This is a genomic window from Providencia huaxiensis (assembly GCF_002843235.3).
GTDB classification, from domain to species: domain Bacteria; phylum Pseudomonadota; class Gammaproteobacteria; order Enterobacterales; family Enterobacteriaceae; genus Providencia; species Providencia huaxiensis.
Genome location: NZ_CP031123.2, coordinates 1414441 through 1436462, shown reverse-complemented (window position 1 = coordinate 1436462; position 22022 = coordinate 1414441). Strand labels below are relative to the sequence as shown.

The following is a 22022-nucleotide window of genomic DNA, read 5'->3' as shown; positions in this document are numbered from 1 at the left end:
CAAAATTGCTCGCCAATTAGTGCAAATGATTTCGCCGCGCTACACGTTACAGCGTACGTCGATTTACACATACATTAACCAATGAACAAAAATCTGCATTAGTTTCCGAAGTTCCTGCTCGTTTAAATAAGTTTTATCACACTGGATTTAATTATGAGTCTTCTAGGCAGTTTTGTTCAAAGTTTGTTTTCGATATTTATCAATCTGCGTTATCAGTTCAAATAGGGGAATTAGAAACCTTCAAAGAATTATTAACTAAAAACCCGAATGCAAAATTAAATTTTTGGAAATTATGGTTTATTGGACAAATTCCGTGGGAACGTAAAACAGTGACTCCTGCAAGTCTATGGCATCACCCTGAATTATCGCTCATATACCGCAGTCATGAGGATATACATTAACAACCAATACGGATTTAAACTCGCACAAGAAAGCACTCAATAGAGTGCTTTTTGATATAATCGACTGAATTTACAATGAGACTTATTTTTTCTTATTTAACATCGATTTCAAGTCAGCAAACGGGTTATAAGTTGCTGCCTCAACGTCATTTTGCGCATCTTCCCCTGCCACGACATTCGTGCCATACATTTCAGCTTCGGTGTACTTAGAATGTTCATGATCATGACAAAATAGACATAACAACTCCCAATTGCTGCCATCTTCTGGGTTATTGGTATGATCATGGTCGATATGATGCACGGTTAATTCACGCAAATTTGAATACACAAACTCGCGGGTACAGCGTCCACAAACCCATGGGTAAATTTTAAGTGCTTTTTCACGATAGCCACTTTCTAATCGCGCATAGTTTTTAGGGATCAAAGCCATTGCCGATATTCCTGTTGAAAATAGTAATTTTGAGATAATACGCCTAATATACCTCAGTTTAGAGCAAAAAAAGAAACTCAAAACAACAAAAAAACCCAGATACCATGAAGTCCCAACTTTATAGGGCACTCCATCAACTCTGGGTCCTTGTATTCGTTAATTTATACTTAAATTACTTATTCAACAATTCTCTGCGGATAATCTCAGCACCGGCACTTAATGCATTAAGCTTACCAGTTGCAACACGACGAGATAACGGTGCCATACCACAGTTAGTGGATGGATAAAGATTGTCGGCGTCGACAAATTGGAGCGCTTTACGTAATGTATTAGCGACTTCCTCTGGTGTTTCGATGATATTGCTCGCTACGTCAATCGCCCCCACCATTACTTTTTTACCGCGAATAAGCTCAATTAAGTCCATAGGAACATGAGAATTATGACATTCTAAAGAGATAATATCGATGCTCGAGGTTTGCAGTTTTGGGAAAGCCTCTTCATATTGCCGCCACTCAGAACCCAGTGTCTTCTTCCAATCAGTATTGGCTTTGATGCCGTATCCATAACAAATATGAACTGCGGTTTCACATTTTAGCCCTTCAATGGCTCTTTCTAATGCAGCTACACCCCAATCGTTCACTTCATCAAAAAACACATTAAAAGCAGGCTCGTCAAATTGAATAATATCAACCCCTGCAGCTTCAAGCTCTTTTGCCTCTTGATTCAAAATCTTAGCAAATTCCCATGCCAGTTTTTCACGACTTTTGTAATGGTTATCATACAGTGTATCAATCATTGTCATCGGGCCAGGAAGCGCCCATTTTATCGGCTGGTTCGTTAACTTACGTAAAAATTTAGCATCTTCCACAAAAACAGGTTTTTGACGTTCAACCGCTCCAACCACTGTCGGCACGCTCGCATCATAGCGATCGCGAATTTTAACCACTTCTCGCTTTTCAAAATCAACGCCACTGAGATGCTCAATAAATGTCGTCACAAAGTGCTGACGCGTTTGTTCACCATCGCTAACAATATCAATTCCTGCGCGCAGTTGATCTTCTAAGGATAAACGCAGTGCGTCTTGTTTTCCCTCTACAAGTTCTTCGTTTTCCAACTTCCAAGGAGACCAAAGCGTCTCAGGCTGAGCAAGCCAAGAAGGTTTGGGTAAACTGCCAGCGGTAGATGTTGGTAATAATGTTTTCATAATAATTGACCTTAAATTTTTATAATTAATCAAAGCGCGTAGTTAGCAGACCATTGCTCTAGAATATGCTTATAGGGTTCAATAAAGTGTTCTTCTGTATATTTCCCCTGCTCAATAGCCAATCGGCTACGTTCTTCGCGGTCATAAACAATTTTTGTTAATGAATAGTCTTGGTTCGTCAAACTCGGTTGGTAACATGGCCCCGCCACAGAGTTCGCATTGTAAATCTCTGGCCGATAAATCTTCTGGAATGTTTCCATCGTGCTGATTGTGCTAATCAATTCAATATTGCTGTAATCGCTCAGCAAGTCTCCCGTAAAATAAAATGCCAACGGTGCAACACTATTTTTAGGCATGAAATAACGAACCTGTAACCCCATCTTTTTAAAATATTGATCCGTTAATGAAGCTCCATTTTGCTGATATTCAATACCCAATATAGGATGGGTATTTCCAGTTTGGTGGTAAATATCTTTATTTGATACACTTAAACATATCACTGGCGCCTTACTAAAATGCGCTTTGTATTCGTCCGAATTCACAAAATATTTAAAGATATTCCCATGCAAGTCACCAAAGTTTTCTGGGATACTAAAGTTGGCTTGGTCTTTATTGTGATCTAGCAATAAAACACTGAAATCATAATCACGCACATAAGATGAAAAATTATTTCCAACAATGCCCTCAGTTCGCTCGCCCGATTTATGATCAACAATATTGGTTTTTAATATTTCAATCACGGGGAAAGTATGACCATTCCCTTCAACACTCATCTCGACAGAAATAATTTCCAACTCGACTGAATAACGGTCACTTTTAGGGTTATCCCAATAGGCCAATGTATTGAAACGGTTGTTCATCATGACAAGCGTATTACGCAAATTTTCTTGGCGATTTTTCCCTCTGGCTAAATTAGCAAAGTTAGTTGTTATACGTGTATTTTCAGAAGGATTATAATTTTCATCAAAAAGACTACTTTTAATCGTAAATGTAAAATTTTTGTTCATCGTCTCGCCACACCCTAAATTCTAAGATAGAAAATAAATTTACTTCTTGATTTTCTAGAAGTTTTCGTTTTTCATTCATCAATATTTATGTTGTAAATACGTTAACTTGCTCGCGTTATCTAATTTATGCCAGAGCTGTTGACTGAGTGAAAGCGACTTAATTTCATTTCGAACGTGAATGATTTTCATGATCATAAATTTGACTTATTTTAATTATGTGACAGAAAACAAATAAATATTATTTTTTGTGAAAAATCATGATATTAGGGTATTTACGTACCCACATTATGAGCGGAGTGAATCATCGTTGCGCAGGTTTGAACATTGGTTAATGAAATGAATTTAATTGATACATAAAGAAAACACTTGGGTTATACAGTAAGAATCATTCGCTACAATAATAAAAGGTGGCGTATCATTTGAGTACCACCTTCAAAAAGTTTATGACATTTCACTTTGGTTTAGTGTTGATTGGATTAAATCTTCAAATTCTAGTTGCTGTCCAGCAGGTAAAACATGGTACAAAGTTTCTTTGCGCTTCTGTTTGCCAAATAGAGACTCTATCAGCCAGCCAACAAGATATACAGAAGACAAACAACCTCCCGCGGTTGCAATTTTTCCATGGCACACTAGCGGTTGATCTATAGGTGTTATTTTTCGAGATATAAGGCCTTCACGCGCATCTTGATGTGTCGTTGCTTTGCGTTCTGGTAATAGCCCCAACTCATCTAAAATAAATGCGCCTGCGCAAATAGAACCAATATATTGATGCTTTGGGTCCAAATGTAATTCAGGTAAAAAATTAGGATTAGTTAAAATATTTGGGACTCCTATCTTGCCACTACTAAATAAAACTGCATCAGCCGTATTAGCATCTTTCACTGCACCATTGACCGTAATTGTTAATCCATGCGTCGAACGAATTGTTGGTGTCACACCTAAAATACGCACACGCCAATCCTGTTGATTACGCCCCAAAATATCCCACATCAAAAATAAATCGATATCTGTAAAATCATCGAAAGCAATAATAGCTATTTCTTTCATATTAATTCCCTTACACTCTTATTAAGACAAGTTAGAGCTGAACAGTAACAATAATGTTTTCACCATACACAGTCTGTATTGAACAATGAAAAAATTAACTAGAGAATGTTGGGTCAACGCGGGATTTAAAATATTAGACACTGAAGGACATACTCGTTTTTCCAGTGAAAATATTGCTAGGCTATTAAATGTAACTCGAGGGTCTTTTTACCATCATTTTAAGAATCGCGAAGACTTTGTACGCACACTGCTTTATCGTTGGGAGCTAGAATATACAGAGCTGATGTTAGTACAAGCTAACATGGGGCATACTCTTGATGATATTTTAAAAAGATACCTTAATGTTGCCTCTCAAAAACACCCACTAAGAGAGATAGCTATCCGTGCTTGGGCACTTAACGACTCTTTAGTCGCAGAGTACCAACACCGTGTTGATGAAAAACGTTTGTCCTTCGTTATTAATAAACTAAATCAGCTTTCTATTCCCCGTGAATATGCCGAAAAAATCGGGAAATTGGTTCACTTATGTTTAATTGGCGGCCAAATGTCAGGCGATAGACACAACGCTCAAGAATTTAACCAACTTATTCTTAATACACTTAGTTTAAAAAAACTTTTATTTCGCTTTTAAACCTGCTTATTTTTAGTCATAACCCATAGTTATATAAAAAAGGCACTCACCCCGAGTGCTTCTTGACTACAACACACTGAATATAAAGTAAATTATACCTATTCAGCGGTTCTGGTACTTGTATGGATCAGGTAGTCAAATGCGCTAAGTGCGGCGTTCTGAAAGTGATTTAACCAATTGATTTAAATGAATTTAGTCAATAGTCAATGTCCACATATTGACCACACTTATAAAGCCTCTTTTGATAAGAGGCTTTGTTTTTGCTTATTTTTCAATGGGTGGGAGTGATTATTTAATCAAGGTTACGATAACAGAGAAAAATATATCTTGCTCAAAGAAGATTGATCATTTCATCAATAGATTGTTTCAATTCCGACTCAGTATACCTATTGGCTTGCATCGTAACATTTTCAGGGTGGTGAATATGATTCCGAATAAATGACTGTAATGTTGAGGGTTGTGGTGATTGTGGGTTCCCATTTCTTTCCTTCGTCCATAGCTTACTAAATGCAATATGATTAGTATTTAGCCACTGTTCAACTTCAGAAATACTTTTTAATGTATTTTTTTCTTGTAAATATCCATATAGTTCATTATGCAAATCAACAGTAGGCAAGTCATACGCTCTATAACTAATTTCACCCCAAGATGGACTCCATGGAAACATTGGTGATGTTGTAGCAGGAGTGATTGTATTCTTATTATCTGTTTTCTTGAAAATAAAAAGACCCGCATTCCTTAAATACGGGGAAGAAAGCATAAAAGGAGAGTGAGTAGAAATAAATATTTGTTTCGTTTTTGAAATGGTCATCAACGCATCCAATAATTTTTTTTGTCCTGTTGGATGTAAACATATCTCAGGTTCATCAATGAACAAATAAAAGGGTTTATACACTGGGGCATTTGCCACGTTAGAGGTTAGATCAGCATAAACTTGTAATAAAGATAGAGCCACAGCTCTTTGCATTCCATGACCTTTCTCACTCATAGGAACAGAAACGCCATCATCAATAATGATACTTGCAGTTTTAAAAAAACTCTCTATTTGTAATTCTTCGAATGAAAATGAAATATTTGCCGCACCAAATTGAGATGAAAAAACATCCTGAATTTTAGTTTCTATCTGAGATATTTTATTTCTCAAGTTAGATGTTGGATTATTAAAAAGATTTTGGTAACTAGCTTGAAATCTCTGATATTCTGGTGTATTGACATGCCCAAGAGCTATTTCTTTTAAGAGAGAACCACAGATTGTCGATGCACCAAACTTAGATTCATCACTAGGATTTGTGTCTGCCCATATAAAATTATTGTCATAAAACTTTTTGAATGGCGCATCTATTCCTGCAGGGTTAGAGTAGATTTGTTCTACTTCACCCCAAAAATTTATTTTCTTTATGTCATCAGGAGAATTTTTATCCCAAGACCTTTTAACTTTGAAATATTCCCGTCCATTATTATCTCTATATATCGCATTCATAAATGAAGTTATTTTATTTTGTTGTACGTGTGCATTAATGCTAGCTGAAATATTACCCGTGAATGTAACTTCGACAGAAAAATCATCAAAAATCACTGCAGGATCTGATTTGTTAATTAGTAAGGAGGGATCTTTTTTAGTACTTTCTTTTACCAGATCAAGTATTTCAAAAATAGTCGACTTACCTGAGTTATTTTCGCCAACAAAAATATTAAGCCCACTACCTTCCACTCCATTGGGAGTATTAAATTCAATATCATGAGTTCCATGATAGCCTTTGAAATTTTTAATCGTCACTGAATCTATAAACATGCTTAATCCTTATTTAAGGTACCTGATTGATCCATAAATATAACTCTAAGGTTTTTTTTATCAATTTAATTTCATTAATTTTTACCTTTATTTTTATATTTATTAACTCAGTTCACATTTTAATTTTTTTCGAATATATTCTTAATATCTAAAACAAAAAAGTTAACCATTATAAATTAAACCATATCGTTATAATAACAAACATTTACTATTAGTGGTTATTCAACTTTAAACATGGAATCAACAATATTAATGAAATTTATTCCCTGTTAAACTATAGAATCCATATACTTTAATTAAGATAGAAAAAATGATAAAAAATATTTCCGAGCTGTTACAAGCTTTCAAAAATGAAGAAAAAGCCAAATTAGATGCGTATGAATTAAGTCATGGGCCAACGATTGGTGATATGTATGAAGGATTATCAAAAGACATATTGAGTCGAGCAATCCCACAGCAACTTCAGCTACAAATCGTAGAAGGATTTATAACTGATGGTGAGGAATTACTATCTGGGCAAATAGATTGTATGCTAGTTCGTGGTGAAGGTGAAAAAATCCCATATACTAGCTCTTACAAATGGCATGTGAAAAATGTGCTCGTTGTGTTTGAAGTAAAGAAAAATTTATATTCAAAAGATCTCATTAACTCATTTTATAAATTAAAACAAATTTCGGACAGTTACTTTAAATATCTTTTTGAAGGAACTGAGGATAAAAGCAGGAAAGTAGACTTATCCCCGTCATATAAAACTTTTTCTCAGATAACGGGAATCACAGCACCGCCTTATCATTGTAGAGAAACTCTTACTCCAGAGAATGAGATGATCTATACCTCTATTTTTATGGAGCAATTAATGCCTGTTAAAATTGTTCTTGGGTATGATGGTTTTTCTTCAGAGTTTTCTTTACGAGAAGGACTTGTAAATTTTATATCAGAAAAAGAACAATGCGAAGGATATGGTGTTCCATCTTTCCCACAGCTAATTATCTGTGGGGAATACTCCTTAGTTAAAAATAATGGTAGACCATACTCATCTCCTATGCGTGATGGGTACTGGGATTTCATGACATCAAGCAAGGCAAATCCTGTATTACTTATGCTTGAATTTATTTGGACAAAATTATCACTAGAGTTTGATATAGGTATGCCTTGGGGGGATGACTTGAATGTAGAAAATTTAAATGAGTTTTTGGGCGCGAAGCCAATAATAAAAGAAGGTAAAGGTGGCTGGATATTTAATTATTCTACACTCTCAAAAGATACTCTGGAATCAAGACTAGTATCAAAAAAATGGGAACCAGTTGAAGTGACATCCTCAGTATATTCCATATTTCAACATCTAATTAAAAGCGATATATCTGTCACTGAACCTAACTTTATAACATTCGTCAAACAAGACTTTGGAGATATGGATAAGTGTATCGATGAAATTATTTCAACTACTTTCGTTTCATTTGATGGTCATGTTTTGTCGTTGCATTCCGATAAATTAATTACTGCGATATTACCTAATGGTAAATATGTTATAGCAGAGAATAGTTTAGGGCTCTTCGACCTTTGGCTCGAAAGAAATTTTAATCATTCAATATAATATATCAAAACATCTCCACCTGTTTCTCTCCCCTATGTGATCTCGGTAGCTCATCCATCGGGATTTCAAAGCATTCTGGCAACTCTTGTGGGATTGTCTTTGTTAGATAAATTTCCACTGAGGTTATTGTCGTAAAAGAGCAACCACACAAAATATTTTGACATTGGTGGTAACTTCTACGGGTTTCACTACTCATGGATTTACTGGTTTTGGTATAAGTCACAGCGCCACACTTTGGACAATTGAACGCCATTTTATAACCTTGGGTTATGGGTATGCCTGACGTTATTATAATCAATTATGTTTCGTTTTGCTCGTCATCCGTCATATCAATATCTTTGATTTTTATTTCCAGTTCCAAATGGGTGATAAACCCGTTCCCATCAATGGTGTGTGACACTCGGCTAATCACCCACTGGTGACTATCAATAGTCGGTTTAAAGCCTGTTACCGTGACGGGCATTTCAGGGTAAAGGTCTGCGCGCCCCTCGGCCAACGTAATATTAAATTCTGCTACGCCCCTTTGTAATTTTGACCACTTGGCCGCGGCGGCACGTTTAGCGGATTGCTCGTTTTTAAAGGTTTGTCGCATCACAAAAACGTTACCCTCGGCACCCTCGATATAATCGCCCTCTTTTTTGCTCGACTTCTCTTTTTTGGGCTTTTGCTTGCGTTTTAGACTGGTTTTCTTTTGTTTGCCGTAGTTCAAATCTAACCAATAAGCTTGTACGCCGGTGTACGCTTGACGGTCTGCTAACCTGAAATAATGCCTATCCCCACTTTCCCGCATAATGGTTATCACCGGCAATGGCTTGCCGCTTTGCGTGACTCCCTGATTAGGCACGATAAATAACAGACTGCCATTTTTAATGGTGGCTATCGCGCCGAGCATTTCAGCCATGCGCGTTAAAAAGCTAATATCGCTTTCGTTGGTCTGGTCAGCGTGGTCAATTTCAATGTGCATCAATTGTTTGCTCACTGCGGGTTTTAGGTTATAACGCCCCGCTATTGCACTCACCACATCAGGGACTTTGATATCGTGCCAGCTGTATTCCCGTTTGACGTTAAAGTCTTGCCGAAAGTCCGCGCTACGGGCAGTTACCGTGATTTGGTCGGGTGGGCCTGAATGGCTAATTTCATCAACGGTATACACCCCTTTATGTATTAAGGCTTCCCCCTGCCAGCCAAGGGAGACGGAAATCTCAGTCCCACGCGCCGGTAACGCAATTTTGCCATCGGTATCATCGATAGTAAGTTCTAGTGTGTCAGCCTCAAAACCCCGATTATCCGTTAATGTTAATGACATCAGCCGGTCATTGACGCCGAGCAGCTGCACGCCACCGACCGTTAAATCAAAGGCAGGAACTTTGACTAAATTCCCCTCTGCCCAATCCGTAAAATTGTCTCTGGCATTGGTGATTTGCTGGACTGCATGGAGTGCAACCATAATGGCCGCTGGTATGAAACTCCAATTGATTTTACTGGTATTGCGCGTTCGTTTACCTCGTCAGCTGCCTACCATCAATCACCGCTAGTGTTTAAACGTAATGTGATCACCAGTTGTTTTAAACCAACACCGTATTTATCACGCCCTGATTTCACTACCTTAGCGCAGGATTTTGTGGTTTTTGGTAATGGATACCTTGAAAAACGTATTAACTGGCTCGGTGATATGTTAACGCTTAAACCCTCCTTGGCTAAGTACACCCGTGCCGGTGTGAATGAGGGACAATACTGGCAAGTGAAGAATTACCAAGATGCCTACGAGTTCCGCAAAAATAGCGTGATTCATTTGAAAAACCCGTGTATTCACCAAGAGATATATGGCACTCCCGATTATTTGGCCGGACTTATTTCCGCTAACTTGAATCATTCAGCCACCCTATTTCGGACCAACTATTATGAAAATGGCAGTCACGCCGGTGTGATGGTGTATCTTTCCGCGGCTTTGGCTGACGACAAGGCTGTTGAGTCATTAAAGAAATCACTCACCGAAGCCCGTAAAGGTAAGGCATTTAAAAATATCTTTGTTTATGCCGCCAATGGTGGCAAGGATGGGATTCAAATTTTACCTTTCTCCCAAATCAGCGCTAAAGATGAGTTTGTCGGTATCAAGGACACCACTCGCGATGATTTGTTGGCCATGCACCGGATACCACCGCAACTGATGGGGATCATCCCGCAAGGCTCGGGTAGCCTTGGTGATGTTGAAAAAGCCGCAATGGTGTTTTGGTTCAATGAGTTATTACCGTTGATGGAAAGCATGAAATCAATTAATGACATGCTAGGTGTTGAGGTGATCCGCTTTAAACAATATGCGTTGCTGGATTTTTTGACGCAGGCGAAGAACAAAGAACCGAATTATAAATAAACCATTCAATTCACATTAACCGATGTTCCCCCTTTCAAAGCTAATAGAACGGCCTTAGTGCCGTTCTACCTATTTCACATACCCGAAACTATTTTACATCTTATCTAGGCTGTACAGCCTGAATAATCGCAAATAACGCCATTCATGGACTAATCCCATCATAGCCAGCGCGGCTCATCTTTACCCCTTTGCGCGCGCTTGCTCCCCCGCCTCGCCCGCACACAAAAGGGGTGGGAATTTGTGCAGGTGTGCGGAGCGCTGAAAGTTAGGCTGGGTATGGTTTGGGTAGGAAGTAAATTTAAGTGGAAGTTGTGCGAGTTTGTGCTGAATTATGAGTAAAAAAACCGCCAAAATTTTGACGGTTTTTATTAAATCAAACTAAGCGAATTTTAATCTATACCCAGCTAGAGATACTACATTGCTTTCTTCCGGTTGCGAGACTTTCTCAGATAACAAAATGTCTCCAGATAAATTAGAAAGCATATTCACTGAAATTCTGAGCCTATTAGCTAAATCTTGGGGGCTTATACCTAATTCATTAATAAGAACTCTAATCGCCCTATGAAAAAACTCTGGTTTTTCATGTTCAATTAGATAATCTTCCCTCTCATCAATTGCTTCACCTTTTCTTTTTAACCCAAAGAAAGCAGTTTTATACTGAGCGTCAGTCAATAAAGACAGCTGATGAGCCCTATAGATTATAGCCGCTTTACTGACATTCCATGTCAGCTTGAAATTGCTTAACCCCTTCCAATCTATCCTTCCTCCTATTGGTCGAGGAAAATATTTTGCCATTGAAGATCTAGGTAACAAAAGTGCAGAAGCAAATCTATTCGCTTGTGATTCTGTTATTCTATCGCCTGTAGATATACCTTCATGCAAAATTAAATGCCCAACTTCATGAGCTATATCAAATCGTTGCCTGCATGGAGACCTTTTCGCCATATTTCGAACAATAAATGGACGACTTAAAGGCACTGATAGTGCATCAACCTCATCTGAAACAGATTCAAAAGAGGTAACAAAAGCCCCCAATTTTTCAGCTAAACGTGTCATATTCTCTATGGGTCCCATGCCTAATCCCCAATCAGATCGACACTTTTCAGCCGCCTTCTCAATATCATCTTGCGTTATAACTTTAATTGACGGGAATTTAACTGGAGGTAAGTTTAAATATTCGTCAAAAATATTAATTAGCCTTCTATACAACTCTGCTCGTGACAACGTTGCTAGCTTAGTCGACATCCGTGTTGAACTTCGTTTTCTAAAATGTACGATTTCCTCGTTAACTAGAACATCACTACTTTCATAAAAAAAATCAATATTAACCTGTAAGGCATTAGCTAATTCATTTGTAAGCTCTTGTGTTGGTGATGCATCATCCGTTTCCAAGCGCTGAATGTATTGGCGGGTTTTACCAACCCGCTCAGCAACTTGCTCAAGAGATAGCTCGTGATACAGACGAGCCAATCGTAAATTAGAGCCTTTAAACACTTTGTTTCACCTATTTTTCGTTTTTACTATTACTGCTTTTTCCCACATCAGTTGTAAGAACACTGATAGGATCCAAATCAATAGGAACAGATAATGGAGGAGTATTATCTTCAGAATGAAGTACTGTTACTCTTTCATCACCATAGGTCCATTTTGAAACCATCTCATTTAACGCATTATAACCAATGAAATGAACTCTAGCACCTTCTCCCTCAAATTCTGGTTTTTCAATCACAAATCTATGCATTGTAGGTGCTGTTAATTCTGGTTCCCATAATTGGTCAACTTGATTTCTTCTATAAAATCCTGATTTTTGAGGATTATCAGGGTCATCAGCAAAGAATCTGACAGGTACTGTACCAATTGAAAAAGTAACATCCATTCCTGCGTGTGATAATTTTAACCAATCAAATTTACCACTCATGCATAGTTGAATTAAAAGTTGTCTCTGTCTACCAAAAGTACACGTTCCTCTTGTATAATTATCATCTAGTGGTGTAGATAACTGCATGTAAGTATTATCAAGGACTTTTAGTAGTTCTTCAGCAACTATAGTCAGTCGCTCTTTTTTTAAATCATCGGAAAAAAACCAAGGGGCTTTGTAATCGGTCATAATCATCTCTTATAAAAAATGGTGCAAATATTTGATTTTGTCAACCTGAATGTTGGTGCATTTTTACAGTTTTGTCAACTCAAGTTTTTGTGTTCACACTCACATTAATTACATAATAGTTATAGGGCCATTTTAGTCCAGAAAACTGACTATAAATAATATCAGACAGGCATTTCTGCAGTGTTTATTCAATCATTCACAAAAACATAAATAAAAATTATACTTAACGCCCCTAAACGTTTTTTGGAATGAGTAAAATGAAAGATAGTAAATATAATGCCTTATGTGTTGACACTTCCATTTTTATAAACCATGGATTAACATTGAATAAAGGGCTACTAAAAAGATTAGACCAATTTAAAGACTCAAATATAGAATTAGTTATACCAGATATCATTATTGAGGAATTAAAAAAACATCTTTTGAAAAAAAAACAAGAGAAGCATGCTGGTTTAAGTTCGGCTATAAAAGACTTCATTCGATACTATGACTCGCATAATGATAGGCTGGTCGATTTTCAAGATATGGTTAGCGAATTAATACCTAATGAGTCAACTGATAAATCAATATCCGAATTCATTGGTAGAACGGGATTAGAAATTATTAATGTTGATGATTGCCTAGATGTAAAAAAATTAATGAAAATGTATTTTTCAAATCAGCCACCATTTGAGGAGACAGGTAAGAAAAAATCAGAATTCCCAGATGCAATTGCTCTCCTTTCATTAGATGCATGGGCAGAAGAATACAATAAAAAAATTATTGCGGTAAGTATAGATCAAGATTGGCTGAAATACGCTGAACACTCTGAACACATTGATGTTATTGCTGACCTATCAAGCGCAATCTCAAAGCTTCAATCACAAATAGATCCTGAAATACTATTAACTGAATTAGCTAATATGTTAGATTCCTCCTCTGGGCAATTTTACTCTTTAATCAAAGAAAAGGCTGAGGATTATACCAACCAAATAGAACCTCAACCAGATGTAAATTCTGATTTTGAATTTGACTATGACTACTTAGAAATTAGTTTTAATGATATTACATTTTCGCATTCACCTTCAAATCCATTGTTTTTAAAATTAATTCAGTTTGAAGATGATATGGTTGTTGTGCAAACAAGAGTGAATATAAATGCAAACGCTTATTGTGATTTCACTTTATTCCATAGGGACTCAACAGATAAAGATTATTTTAATATAGGTACAACATCTGAAAGCACAAACTTTGATTTTGATACGGATATATTAATCACCTTTACTGGCAATTTTGAAAATGTGAGTAATATAATTGACGTAGATATATATGATGTTGAGTTTTTATCCTCACCTTCTTATATTAGTTTTGGCTATATTGAACCATCATACAATTACGAACCCGATTAAAGATTAATGGTTAACTTGCAACAGCTATAACTTTGCCCCTTTCGGAAACCGGTTACAACGGTTACACCCTATTAAAAACACTCCTAACCCACTGATTACAAACAACTCCGTTGTAACTTTTTACTGGTTACAACGGGTTACAAAACAGGGGTTAAAAAGTTACATCCTTATAAAACAATAAGTTATAGTTTTAATTTGTAACCTATTAAAACGGTTACACGTAACCACAAAGTAACCCATTTGTAACCTTTTTCTATTACCATATTTATTTATAGTATCAATAAGATATAAGACTATTTTAATTTTGTAACCATTGTAACCGCTTTCCGAACCCCTCCCACAAATTCTCTATTTATATAAAAGACACTTAGTAATGCTCATTTATTGTACAATCCATTATGCTTTCACTTGTTTGTCATTCTGAGTATTTATAGCACTTACTTGATGGCTTTCTACAGATAAAAGAAAGGCTGCACATCGGCAGCCTATAGATAAATAGAGGAGAAAACTAACTCTCACTGTTTTCCTGAAATACCCAGCACTTAATCACTTCGGGTCTTTTAAGCGTACTCCCCACCGCAAGCGTGCTATTAAACTGGCTGTTTACCACACTTCGCACCGTCTTAACGCCCACAAACTTACGCATTCGCCCCGATTTCAATAAGTTCTTAATATCGGTATTCAATTGCATAGACTGGCGGTATTCACTGGCCACCTGTGCAATATGGTTAAAATTCACCGCATAAACTCCCTTTTCACCGCAATGATTCACACCAAAGGCCTCATTATCGTGTAAATAATCAAACAGCTCCCAAAACTCCATCACTTGCGGTTGGTCAAGTTGGATCGCCTGAACACGTTGTTTGGCCAACTCAATAATAAAGCCACGAGTTTGGCGAATATGTGCCGCTTTTACGGGTAAAACTAACGCTAACGTTTCCAATAATGCGATTAACTGTGCATGATTTTTGGCGATCCGCTCATGGTTAATCGCCTTATCCGCAAATAACTGCGCCTGTAAGCCATCTACACGCTCATTGTATTGCTTTAATATCGCCGCTTCTTTCATCAATACCGTAGGCAGAAAACCAGACAGCTTTTCAATAGGATAACGTTCAAGGGCAATGGCAGCATAACGAGTTTCAACACTTTGCTCCGCTTTGTCGGTATAAAGATGAATAATCCGTTCTAAAACGGCGCGTGACGCGTTAATCTCTGCATTCTGTGCAATCACAATACTGCCTTTAAATAACGGCTCGTAGGTCTCATTACCGCTATTTTTAACCCCTAGTGAACGCGTCGCACGGCCGTTATACAGTGATTTTAACTCTTCCCAATCAAACGCTTTTAGTTTTGCATTATCTTGCACGCGATCACTTTCAATTAAACACACTGGCAAATTACTTATCTGTGAAAAGTTTCGTCCTCGAGCGGCAACACTCGATTTTGATGCATCGAACCCCTCATAATCTGCACGGCCACATAAACGCCATAAAAACTCAATCAACGTACTTTTACCTGAACCAGGCTCACCGCAAATTTCTAAAAATGGGTAGCTTTTATGGGTCTTGCGTATCTGCTCCGCAAAGAACGAACCCAGCCAGAACGCCAACACCACATAACCTTTTGCACCAAACGCATCCCAAAGAGAACTTAACCAACTGGTATCAAATTCACTAAAATCGGTATTAATGGCCAATGATGGACTAAGGCTTAACGTCTTGATATCCAACTTATTGAGAGAGAAATAATCCTCCTCATTTAACGTAAAACACTTACCATCCTGCACCGCAACATCATTAAACACATACACACCATACTCTTTGTTATAACCCACATAGTTTTGCGTGATCACCTCTTTAATATCTGGCAAGGCTTGTTTGCAAATGCGGTCCAATTGCAAAGTTGTGCCGGTATAAACCGCCCCTTTGGCCACATGCAATAAACGCTTCTTGAATTCACTGGCGCTGGTTAACTGTGAGGCGGTAAACGTGGCTTTAACTTGTGGCTGCCGAGGAAAATCGACTCGCATGTAATACCATGATTCATCGGTTTCTACAGACTTTTGGAAATATAATGGTGTGGGATAACAATTAGCGATTTCAACCACCGTGCCGGACTCTTTCACCGCTTTTTGTCTGGCTTCATCTTCATCTAAATCAGGTTCGGCATCATGAATACGTTCAATGGTTTTCATCATTTTATCGATATCCAACTTAAACCAATACAAGCGATTATCGTGTTGAAAATCGAACTCTGAACGCTCTGTCCAGTTAAACATTAAACGCGCCTTTTCAAACGCGGTTGAGGCTAACAACAACTTGCCGTAATAGCGATAACGGGCAATATCGCGCTCCGTTAGCTTGCCTTTCATATGCAAGTCATTCCAATCGTTGCCACATTCTTTTTCAGTAGGTCTCGCGGCCGTGGCTTTCCATCCATCATCATGGCTGCGGGCAACAAACTTTTTCATTGCGCGTTCGCCAGCTGCACCATTATCTAACGCCCAAACCAACAACGGCTTTTTATTGTTCCCTAGCGCAGTTCTCAACGTATTCAACGCGACTTCAGGGTAATTATGGCAAGTCATTAACGATACAGCCGCAATACCATTTTGAATCAAGCTAAGTGCATCAAAAATACCTTCCGTTAGCCAGATTTCTTTGGCTTGGGTTAAATCCTGTTGTGGCAGTGTCCACCAATGCCCTTTATAAGAACCAAAAAAGTTAGCTTTGCGATCAAACTGTGACGGCCTATCAATAATACGCTCCCAATAAGCCCCTTCAGGTAAGGCAAATTTAACCGTTGCCGCACCTAACCCATTGGCATGATAGCTAGACTCGGAATACAACCCTTTCAATGGGGCGATATCAAGCCCTCCACGATAAACCGTGATTTTTCAGCGATAAGCGGCATATTTACCGCCTTAAAGGCACGGATTTATTTATGGGGAAACACCCAATACGAGGGTTATCACGGTTAAAGCAAAAAGCGACTGAAATGTCTTATTTAACGCATGAAGAAATCGGGCTGCTGCTGAATATATTAAAAGGTGATAATAAAAAAGTGGCGATTTTATGTTTAAGCACCGGTGCACGCTGGGGGGAAGCGGTTAAATTAAAACGCGAGCATGTGATCCAAAATAAAATCCGTTTCACTTTTACCAAAACGGGGAAAGCGCGCATTGTGCCGATTTCCCAAGAAGTCGCAGATAAGGTCTGTACGCGAAAATCCGGTCTGCTTTTTCCAAACACCTCTTACGATATGTTTAGAAAGCACATAAAGACCATTAAGCCTGACATGCCGCAGGGCCAAGCCACGCACGCATTACGGCATACTTTCGCAACCCATTTTATGATGAATGGCGGCAGTATTATTACTTTGCAGAGGATCCTAGGTCACTCGACATTACAGCAAACACTGACCTACGCACACTTTGCACCGGACTTTCTTCAGGATGCGATTACGTATAATCCATTAAAAGGAGGAACAGAGTTAGCTTAATAGATTGTCCGTTTTAGGATGATTTTGACGACGAAAAACGAAGCAAATTTAACTTTTGCATGTCCACAAATTGTCCACACTGGGATGTATTTCTCCGCTGTAAGTACCACCAAATCAGCGTTTAGATCGTCCACAAGTTGTCCACACTTGAACACTTTTAGGCACTTTTGAGCCTTTTTTGTACAGATTATGCACAATAAATATCCTCCGGCATAGCCGGAGGTTTTTAATATGCGCCTATAAGGCTTTGTTACCAGCCGCGCCCTAACAGGCGCATAACGGCTCTGACATTTGCATCTATGGATTACTTACGGCCCGTAAACGGGCTGCCCGGATAGGGGAGCGACAATTGCTCTCCCAATTTATCCTGTTCTAACTGATGTTTTATATATTCTTGTATTCGTTTCGTATTCTTTCCTACCGTATCAACATAGTACCCTCTGCACCAAAACTCTCTATTTCGATATTTAAACTTTAAATCCCCAAATTGCTCATAAAGCATTAGACTGCTTTTTCCTTTTAAATACCCCATAAAGCTCGAAACACTCATCTTGGGTGGGATTTCTAGAAGCATGTGTATGTGGTCAACACAACATTCTGCCTCCACTATCCTGACATTTTTCCACTCACACAATTTCCTTAAAATACTACCTATCGCCCTACGTTTTTCACCGTAGAAAACTTGCCTTCTATACTTTGGGGCAAAAACAATGTGATATTTACAATTCCATCGTGTATGCGCTAAGCTCTTTTCGTCCCCCATTGGGACCCCCTTTTGATTTTTTGTTTGACTCTTGCAGTTGCCAGACCGCAAGGTGTTTTAACAAATCAAAAGGGGTTTTAATATCTTATTCAAAGCTGAAAGCTTTACGGAACCCCCAGCCTAGCTGGGGGTTTTCTATGCACAAAAAAAAGGCACTCGCCCCCGAGTGCCTTTTGACTACAACTCACTGAATATAAAGTAAATTATACCTATTCAGCGGTTCTGGTACTTGTGCGGATGAGGTAGTCAAATGCGCTAAGTGCGGCTTTGGCCCCTTCCCCGGCTGAAATAATAATTTGCTTATAAGGTACTGTAGTACAGTCACCAGCAGCAAAAATACCCTTAATACTGGTTTCGTTACGAGCGTCAATTTCAATTTCGCCCATACGGTTTCTGGCAACGGTGTCGCCTAACCAATTGGTATTAGGCAATAAACCGATTTGTACGAATGCCCCCGCCACTTCCAATAAATGTACGCTATCATCAGTGCGGTCTTTATACTCAAGGCCGGTCATTTTACTGCCATCACCTTTTACTTCTAAGGTTTGCGCATTAACGATAATATCCACATTTTTCATGCTACGTGCTTTTTGCTGTAATACTGAGTCCGCTTTCAGTTCTGGTGCAAACTCCAGTACAGTCACATGGTCAACGACACCCGCTAGGTCAATAGCCGCTTCAATACCTGAGTTACCACCGCCAATCACGGCAACACGCTTGCCTTTAAATAATGGGCCATCGCAGTGTGGGCAGAATGTAACACCTTTCGTCCGGTATTCTTGTTCCCCTGGAACGCCCATATTTCTCCAGCGAGCACCCGTTGAAATAATAATACTGCGTGATTTTAAGATCCCGCCTGATGCTGTTTCGATTTGGTGTAAACCACCTTCTTGCGCAGCTGGGATCAATTTTGTCACTGACTGCCCATCAATAACATCAACATCATAGCTGTCCACATGGTTCTTCAACGCACCTGCAAAAATAGCGCCTTCCGTTTTGATAACGGAAATATAGTTTTCAATATCAACCGTATCCATGACTTGGCCACCAAAACGCTCGCCTATCACGCCTGTGCGGATCCCTTTACGTGCAGTATAGATTGCTGCTGAAGCCCCTGCTGGGCCACTACCAATCACGAGGACTTCAAAAGGCTCGCGCTCTGTCAGTGATTTCGCTGCACGCGCATCGGCATTCGTGTCAACTTTGCTCACAATCTCACTGAGTGTCATACGCCCTTGACCAAACTCTTTTCCATTCAGGTAAACCGCTGGAACGCCCATGACATTACGTTCATCAATCTCGTTTTGGAAAAGCGCGCCATCAATGGCGGTATGACTAACATTTGGATTTAAAACTGCCATTAAGTTCAGAGCTTGAACAACATCTGGGCAGTTATGGCAAGATAAAGAGTAATAAGTTTCAAAGTGGAATTCGCCTTCAAGGCCTTTAACTTGCTCTAATAACTCTTGCGATTCTTTCGATGGATGACCACCGATTTGCAATAATGCCAACACAAGAGAGGTAAATTCATGTCCCAGAGGTGAGCCTGCAAAACGCAAACCACTATCTGTACCTGGGTTAGTAATTAAAAAAGACGGTGTTCTTAGTGCGCTATTGCGCTCTTCACGTACAGTGACTTTATCTGACAGTGAGGCAATTTGTTCTAACAGCTGTTTGATTTCATTTGATTTTTGGCTGTCATCTATATTAGCAACTAATTCAACGGGTTTAGTTAAACGTTCTAAGTAGGCTTTCAACTGTGCCTGTAAATTATTGTCGAGCATGTAATCCCCTTTAATTTTTATCATAAAATCGGGTACATATACCCGTCATGATCCAAGTTGCAGGCCTAAACACCTGCAACCTGAATTATTCAGTATTAATCAATTAAGATAGATTAATTAGATTTTGCCGACTAAGTCCAAAGATGGAGACAGCGTTGCATCACCTTCTTTCCATTTAGCTGGGCAAACTTCACCTGGGTGGCTAGCAACATATTGTGCTGCTTTAACTTTACGTAACAGGTCAGCTGCATCACGACCAATACCTTCAGCAGTAATTTCGATTGCCTGAATAATACCTTGTGGGTCAACAACGAAAGTACCGCGGTCTGCTAAGCCTTCGTTTTCACGCATGTTTTCAAAGTTACGTGTTAATGCGCCAGTTGGGTCACCGATCATGGCATATTTGATTTTACCGATAGTTTCTGAGCTTGCATGCCATGCTTTATGGGTGAAATGTGTGTCAGTAGAAACAGAGAAAATTTCAACACCTAATTTTTGGAATTCTTCATAATGGTCAGCAATGTCACCCAGTTCAGTTGGGCAAACAAAGGTAAAGTCAGCTGGATAGAAGAAGAAAACGCTCCATTTACCTGCAACATCTTTTTCAGAAACTTCGATGAATTGGCCATCTTTAAATGCTTGGTTAGTAAATGGTTTGATTTGAGTATTAATTAATGACATATGATGTTCTCCTGTTTGGTTGCCTATTAAGTTACTGTTTTACAGCAGCTTAATCCAATCATTACCTACTATCGATTTGATAGGCACAACCTAATCATGTTCATATAATTAATAGGCAAAGCATTAGAACGCTTACTGAACAATTCAGCAAGCGTTTTATTTTTAATGGATGTTTTATGTACAGTAGGTTATGCCATGGTGGCAATCGTTTTACGAAAACGAATGAGTGCGAGAGAAAAGAACACAGCACCAATCACAACAAGAACTGCAAATTGAGGCCAAACAATTTGGAAGCCAGCACCACGATATAAAATCGCTTGAGCAAGGCTAACAAAGTGTGTTGTCGGCATGGTTAACATAATATCTTGAACAAGCTGAGGCATACTTTCTCGCGCAGTCATCCCGCCAGAAAGCATATTTAATGGCAATAGCACTAAGATCATCAACAAACCAAACTGGGGCATGGAGCGTGCAATCGTCCCCATAAAAATACCAATCGACGTTGTCGCAAATAAACTCAAGGCCACCCCACACATAAACAATAAGATAGACCCTTCGATTGGTACTTGTAGCAATGTTTTTACGACCAAAATTAAGGAAACACCGGATGCGATCAGTACCACCAGCCCCATTGACCATATTTTCGACATCATAATTTCAAATGGTGTTAAAGGCATAACCATCAAATGCTCGACTGTACCGTGTTCCCGCTCGCGGATCAGCGCCGCCCCCGTTAAAACAATCGATAACATCGTAATATTATTAATGATTGCCATGACAGAACCGAACCATGACTGTGTCAAATTGGGGTTAAAGCGCATACGTACTTCCAAGTCGACAGGCAAACTCGCATTACTACGGTATTTTGCTAAAAATTCATTCACTTCCCCTAAGGTAATATTTTGAATATAACTATTTCCTAAGAAGGCTTGGCTCATCCTTGTTGCATCAATATTGACTTGAATTTCTGGGTGCCGCCCTGCAAGCACATCACGTTGAAAATTAGGTGGAATATCTAATGCAAACGTATATGAACCACGGTTTAACAAACCATCAATTTGGTCTGGCGTAATATCTACAGGAGATAAGAAATAAGGTGCATAAAAACTATTGATTATTCGGTTTGATAACTGTGATTTATCTTGGTCAGCAATCGCAATAGGCGCATTATGTAAAGATCCAGGCGTCACGGTTGCTGACGAATAAATCGACACGGTAAAAGCAAAAACAATCAAAGCTAACATCGCTTTATCGCGGCCTAAACTGCGTAATTCTTTGACTCCTAGGTTAAAAATATTCTGAATTTTACGGATCATCG

Annotated in this window: 17 protein-coding genes and 3 pseudogenes; 6 read left to right on the top strand and 14 right to left on the bottom strand. The window is 38.7% G+C overall.

Going from position 1 to position 22022, the window contains the following annotated elements; genetic code table 11:
* Positions 1 to 44: 44 nt before the first annotated feature.
* Positions 45 to 401 (top strand): annotated as a pseudogene (locus CYG50_RS08155) (YiiX/YebB-like N1pC/P60 family cysteine hydrolase); the annotation flags it as partial.
* 82 nt (positions 402 to 483) lie between these two features.
* Here CYG50_RS08155 and yajD read toward each other — a convergent pair.
* From yajD to CYG50_RS08135, 4 genes are all read right to left on the bottom strand, one after another.
* The gene (gene yajD, locus CYG50_RS08150) at positions 484 to 831 is read right to left on the bottom strand and encodes an HNH nuclease YajD (RefSeq protein ID WP_102140678.1); all 348 of its coding nucleotides are present in this window, start codon (positions 829 to 831) and stop codon (positions 484 to 486) included.
* A 172-nt stretch (positions 832 to 1003) separates the two neighbouring features.
* Positions 1004 to 2035 carry a methionine synthase gene (locus CYG50_RS08145; RefSeq protein WP_102140677.1) on the bottom strand — a complete coding sequence of 344 codons (1032 nt, stop codon included), beginning with the start codon at positions 2033 to 2035 and terminating at the stop codon, positions 1004 to 1006.
* Between the two features lie 29 nt (positions 2036 to 2064).
* Positions 2065 to 3042 (bottom strand): DUF1852 domain-containing protein, encoded by a 978-nt coding sequence (locus CYG50_RS08140; protein ID WP_102140676.1) that lies wholly within the window; start codon positions 3040 to 3042, stop codon positions 2065 to 2067.
* Positions 3043 to 3483: 441 nt separating this feature from the next.
* Complete coding sequence (locus tag CYG50_RS08135; protein ID WP_102140675.1) at positions 3484 to 4089, bottom strand: DJ-1/PfpI family protein; 606 nt, start codon at positions 4087 to 4089, stop codon at positions 3484 to 3486.
* An 85-nt stretch (positions 4090 to 4174) separates the two neighbouring features.
* Here CYG50_RS08135 and CYG50_RS08130 point away from each other — a divergent pair, with 85 nt between their 5' ends.
* Entirely contained in the window at positions 4175 to 4720 is a 546-nt protein-coding gene (locus CYG50_RS08130; protein WP_102140674.1) for a TetR/AcrR family transcriptional regulator, read from the top strand.
* A 331-nt stretch (positions 4721 to 5051) separates the two neighbouring features.
* On the opposite strand, the gene CYG50_RS08125 is transcribed toward CYG50_RS08130, so the two are convergent.
* Complete coding sequence (locus CYG50_RS08125) at positions 5052 to 6512, bottom strand: ATP-dependent nuclease (RefSeq protein WP_102140673.1); 1461 nt, start codon at positions 6510 to 6512, stop codon at positions 5052 to 5054.
* Positions 6513 to 6822: 310 nt separating this feature from the next.
* Between CYG50_RS08125 and CYG50_RS08120 the strand changes: the two genes are divergently transcribed.
* On the top strand, positions 6823 to 8106 hold the full coding sequence (locus CYG50_RS08120) for a DUF6602 domain-containing protein (RefSeq protein WP_102140672.1): 1284 nt from the start codon (positions 6823 to 6825) through the stop codon (positions 8104 to 8106).
* Positions 8107 to 8110: 4 nt separating this feature from the next.
* Here CYG50_RS08120 and CYG50_RS08115 read toward each other — a convergent pair whose 3' ends face one another.
* Both CYG50_RS08115 and CYG50_RS08110 read right to left on the bottom strand, forming a co-directional pair.
* A complete protein-coding gene (locus CYG50_RS08115) occupies positions 8111 to 8359 on the bottom strand; it encodes an ogr/Delta-like zinc finger family protein (RefSeq protein ID WP_102140671.1) in 249 nt (82 codons plus the stop codon).
* Positions 8360 to 8404: 45 nt separating this feature from the next.
* A complete protein-coding gene (locus CYG50_RS08110; RefSeq protein WP_102140670.1) occupies positions 8405 to 9553 on the bottom strand; it encodes a phage late control D family tail protein in 1149 nt (382 codons plus the stop codon).
* On the opposite strand from CYG50_RS08110, the pseudogene CYG50_RS08105 reads away from it, so the two are divergent.
* A pseudogene (locus tag CYG50_RS08105) lies at positions 9506 to 10477 on the top strand (phage portal protein); the annotation flags it as partial. The gene CYG50_RS08110 and the pseudogene CYG50_RS08105 sit on opposite strands and share 48 nt — an antisense overlap.
* 378 nt (positions 10478 to 10855) lie before the next feature.
* Here the strand turns inward: CYG50_RS08105 and CYG50_RS08100 are convergent.
* Complete coding sequence (locus tag CYG50_RS08100) at positions 10856 to 11971, bottom strand: helix-turn-helix domain-containing protein (protein WP_102140669.1); 1116 nt, start codon at positions 11969 to 11971, stop codon at positions 10856 to 10858.
* Between the two features lie 10 nt (positions 11972 to 11981).
* Positions 11982 to 12584, bottom strand: a complete 603-nt coding sequence (locus CYG50_RS08095) for a hypothetical protein (protein WP_102140668.1) — start codon at positions 12582 to 12584, stop codon at positions 11982 to 11984.
* A gap of 257 nt (positions 12585 to 12841) precedes the next feature.
* Here CYG50_RS08095 and CYG50_RS08090 point away from each other — a divergent pair, with 257 nt between their 5' ends.
* Complete coding sequence (locus CYG50_RS08090; protein WP_102140667.1) at positions 12842 to 13972, top strand: PIN domain-containing protein; 1131 nt, start codon at positions 12842 to 12844, stop codon at positions 13970 to 13972.
* Between the two features lie 508 nt (positions 13973 to 14480).
* On the opposite strand, the gene CYG50_RS08085 is transcribed toward CYG50_RS08090, so the two are convergent.
* A complete protein-coding gene (locus CYG50_RS08085) occupies positions 14481 to 16832 on the bottom strand; it encodes a toprim domain-containing protein (RefSeq protein ID WP_238706836.1) in 2352 nt (783 codons plus the stop codon).
* 9 nt (positions 16833 to 16841) lie between these two features.
* On the opposite strand from CYG50_RS08085, the pseudogene CYG50_RS08080 reads away from it, so the two are divergent.
* A pseudogene (locus CYG50_RS08080) lies at positions 16842 to 17476 on the top strand (tyrosine-type recombinase/integrase); the annotation flags it as partial.
* A 304-nt stretch (positions 17477 to 17780) separates the two neighbouring features.
* Here the strand turns inward: CYG50_RS08080 and tnpA are convergent.
* The 4 genes from tnpA to CYG50_RS08060 form a co-directional block, all read right to left on the bottom strand.
* Positions 17781 to 18239: an IS200/IS605 family transposase gene (tnpA, locus tag CYG50_RS08075; protein ID WP_114365413.1), complete on the bottom strand. Its 459-nt coding sequence runs from the start codon at positions 18237 to 18239 to the stop codon at positions 17781 to 17783.
* Positions 18240 to 18448: 209 nt separating this feature from the next.
* Positions 18449 to 20023 (bottom strand): alkyl hydroperoxide reductase subunit F, encoded by a 1575-nt coding sequence (gene ahpF, locus CYG50_RS08070; protein ID WP_102140388.1) that lies wholly within the window; start codon positions 20021 to 20023, stop codon positions 18449 to 18451.
* A 117-nt stretch (positions 20024 to 20140) separates the two neighbouring features.
* Positions 20141 to 20704: an alkyl hydroperoxide reductase subunit C gene (gene ahpC / locus CYG50_RS08065; protein ID WP_004254784.1), complete on the bottom strand. Its 564-nt coding sequence runs from the start codon at positions 20702 to 20704 to the stop codon at positions 20141 to 20143.
* 188 nt (positions 20705 to 20892) lie between these two features.
* Entirely contained in the window at positions 20893 to 22017 is a 1125-nt protein-coding gene (locus tag CYG50_RS08060) for an ABC transporter permease (RefSeq protein WP_168222884.1), read from the bottom strand.
* Between the last annotated feature and the right edge of the window lie 5 nt (positions 22018 to 22022).

Coding starts and splice junctions, on each gene's coding strand:
- CYG50_RS08135 (WP_102140675.1), bottom strand. CDS start 4,089: ATGAAAGAAATAGCTATTATTGCTTTCGATGATTTTACAGATATCGAT.
- CYG50_RS08130 (WP_102140674.1), top strand. CDS start 4,175: ATGAAAAAATTAACTAGAGAATGTTGGGTCAACGCGGGATTTAAAATA.
- ahpF (WP_102140388.1), bottom strand. CDS start 20,023: ATGCTCGACAATAATTTACAGGCACAGTTGAAAGCCTACTTAGAACGT.
- CYG50_RS08090 (WP_102140667.1), top strand. CDS start 12,842: ATGAAAGATAGTAAATATAATGCCTTATGTGTTGACACTTCCATTTTT.
- CYG50_RS08145 (WP_102140677.1), bottom strand. CDS start 2,035: ATGAAAACATTATTACCAACATCTACCGCTGGCAGTTTACCCAAACCT.
- CYG50_RS08110 (WP_102140670.1), bottom strand. CDS start 9,553: ATGGTTGCACTCCATGCAGTCCAGCAAATCACCAATGCCAGAGACAAT.
- tnpA (WP_114365413.1), bottom strand. CDS start 18,239: ATGGGGGACGAAAAGAGCTTAGCGCATACACGATGGAATTGTAAATAT.
- CYG50_RS08125 (WP_102140673.1), bottom strand. CDS start 6,512: ATGTTTATAGATTCAGTGACGATTAAAAATTTCAAAGGCTATCATGGA.
- yajD (WP_102140678.1), bottom strand. CDS start 831: ATGGCTTTGATCCCTAAAAACTATGCGCGATTAGAAAGTGGCTATCGT.
- CYG50_RS08115 (WP_102140671.1), bottom strand. CDS start 8,359: ATGGCGTTCAATTGTCCAAAGTGTGGCGCTGTGACTTATACCAAAACC.
- CYG50_RS08140 (WP_102140676.1), bottom strand. CDS start 3,042: ATGAACAAAAATTTTACATTTACGATTAAAAGTAGTCTTTTTGATGAA.
- CYG50_RS08095 (WP_102140668.1), bottom strand. CDS start 12,584: ATGACCGATTACAAAGCCCCTTGGTTTTTTTCCGATGATTTAAAAAAA.
- CYG50_RS08120 (WP_102140672.1), top strand. CDS start 6,823: ATGATAAAAAATATTTCCGAGCTGTTACAAGCTTTCAAAAATGAAGAA.
- ahpC (WP_004254784.1), bottom strand. CDS start 20,704: ATGTCATTAATTAATACTCAAATCAAACCATTTACTAACCAAGCATTT.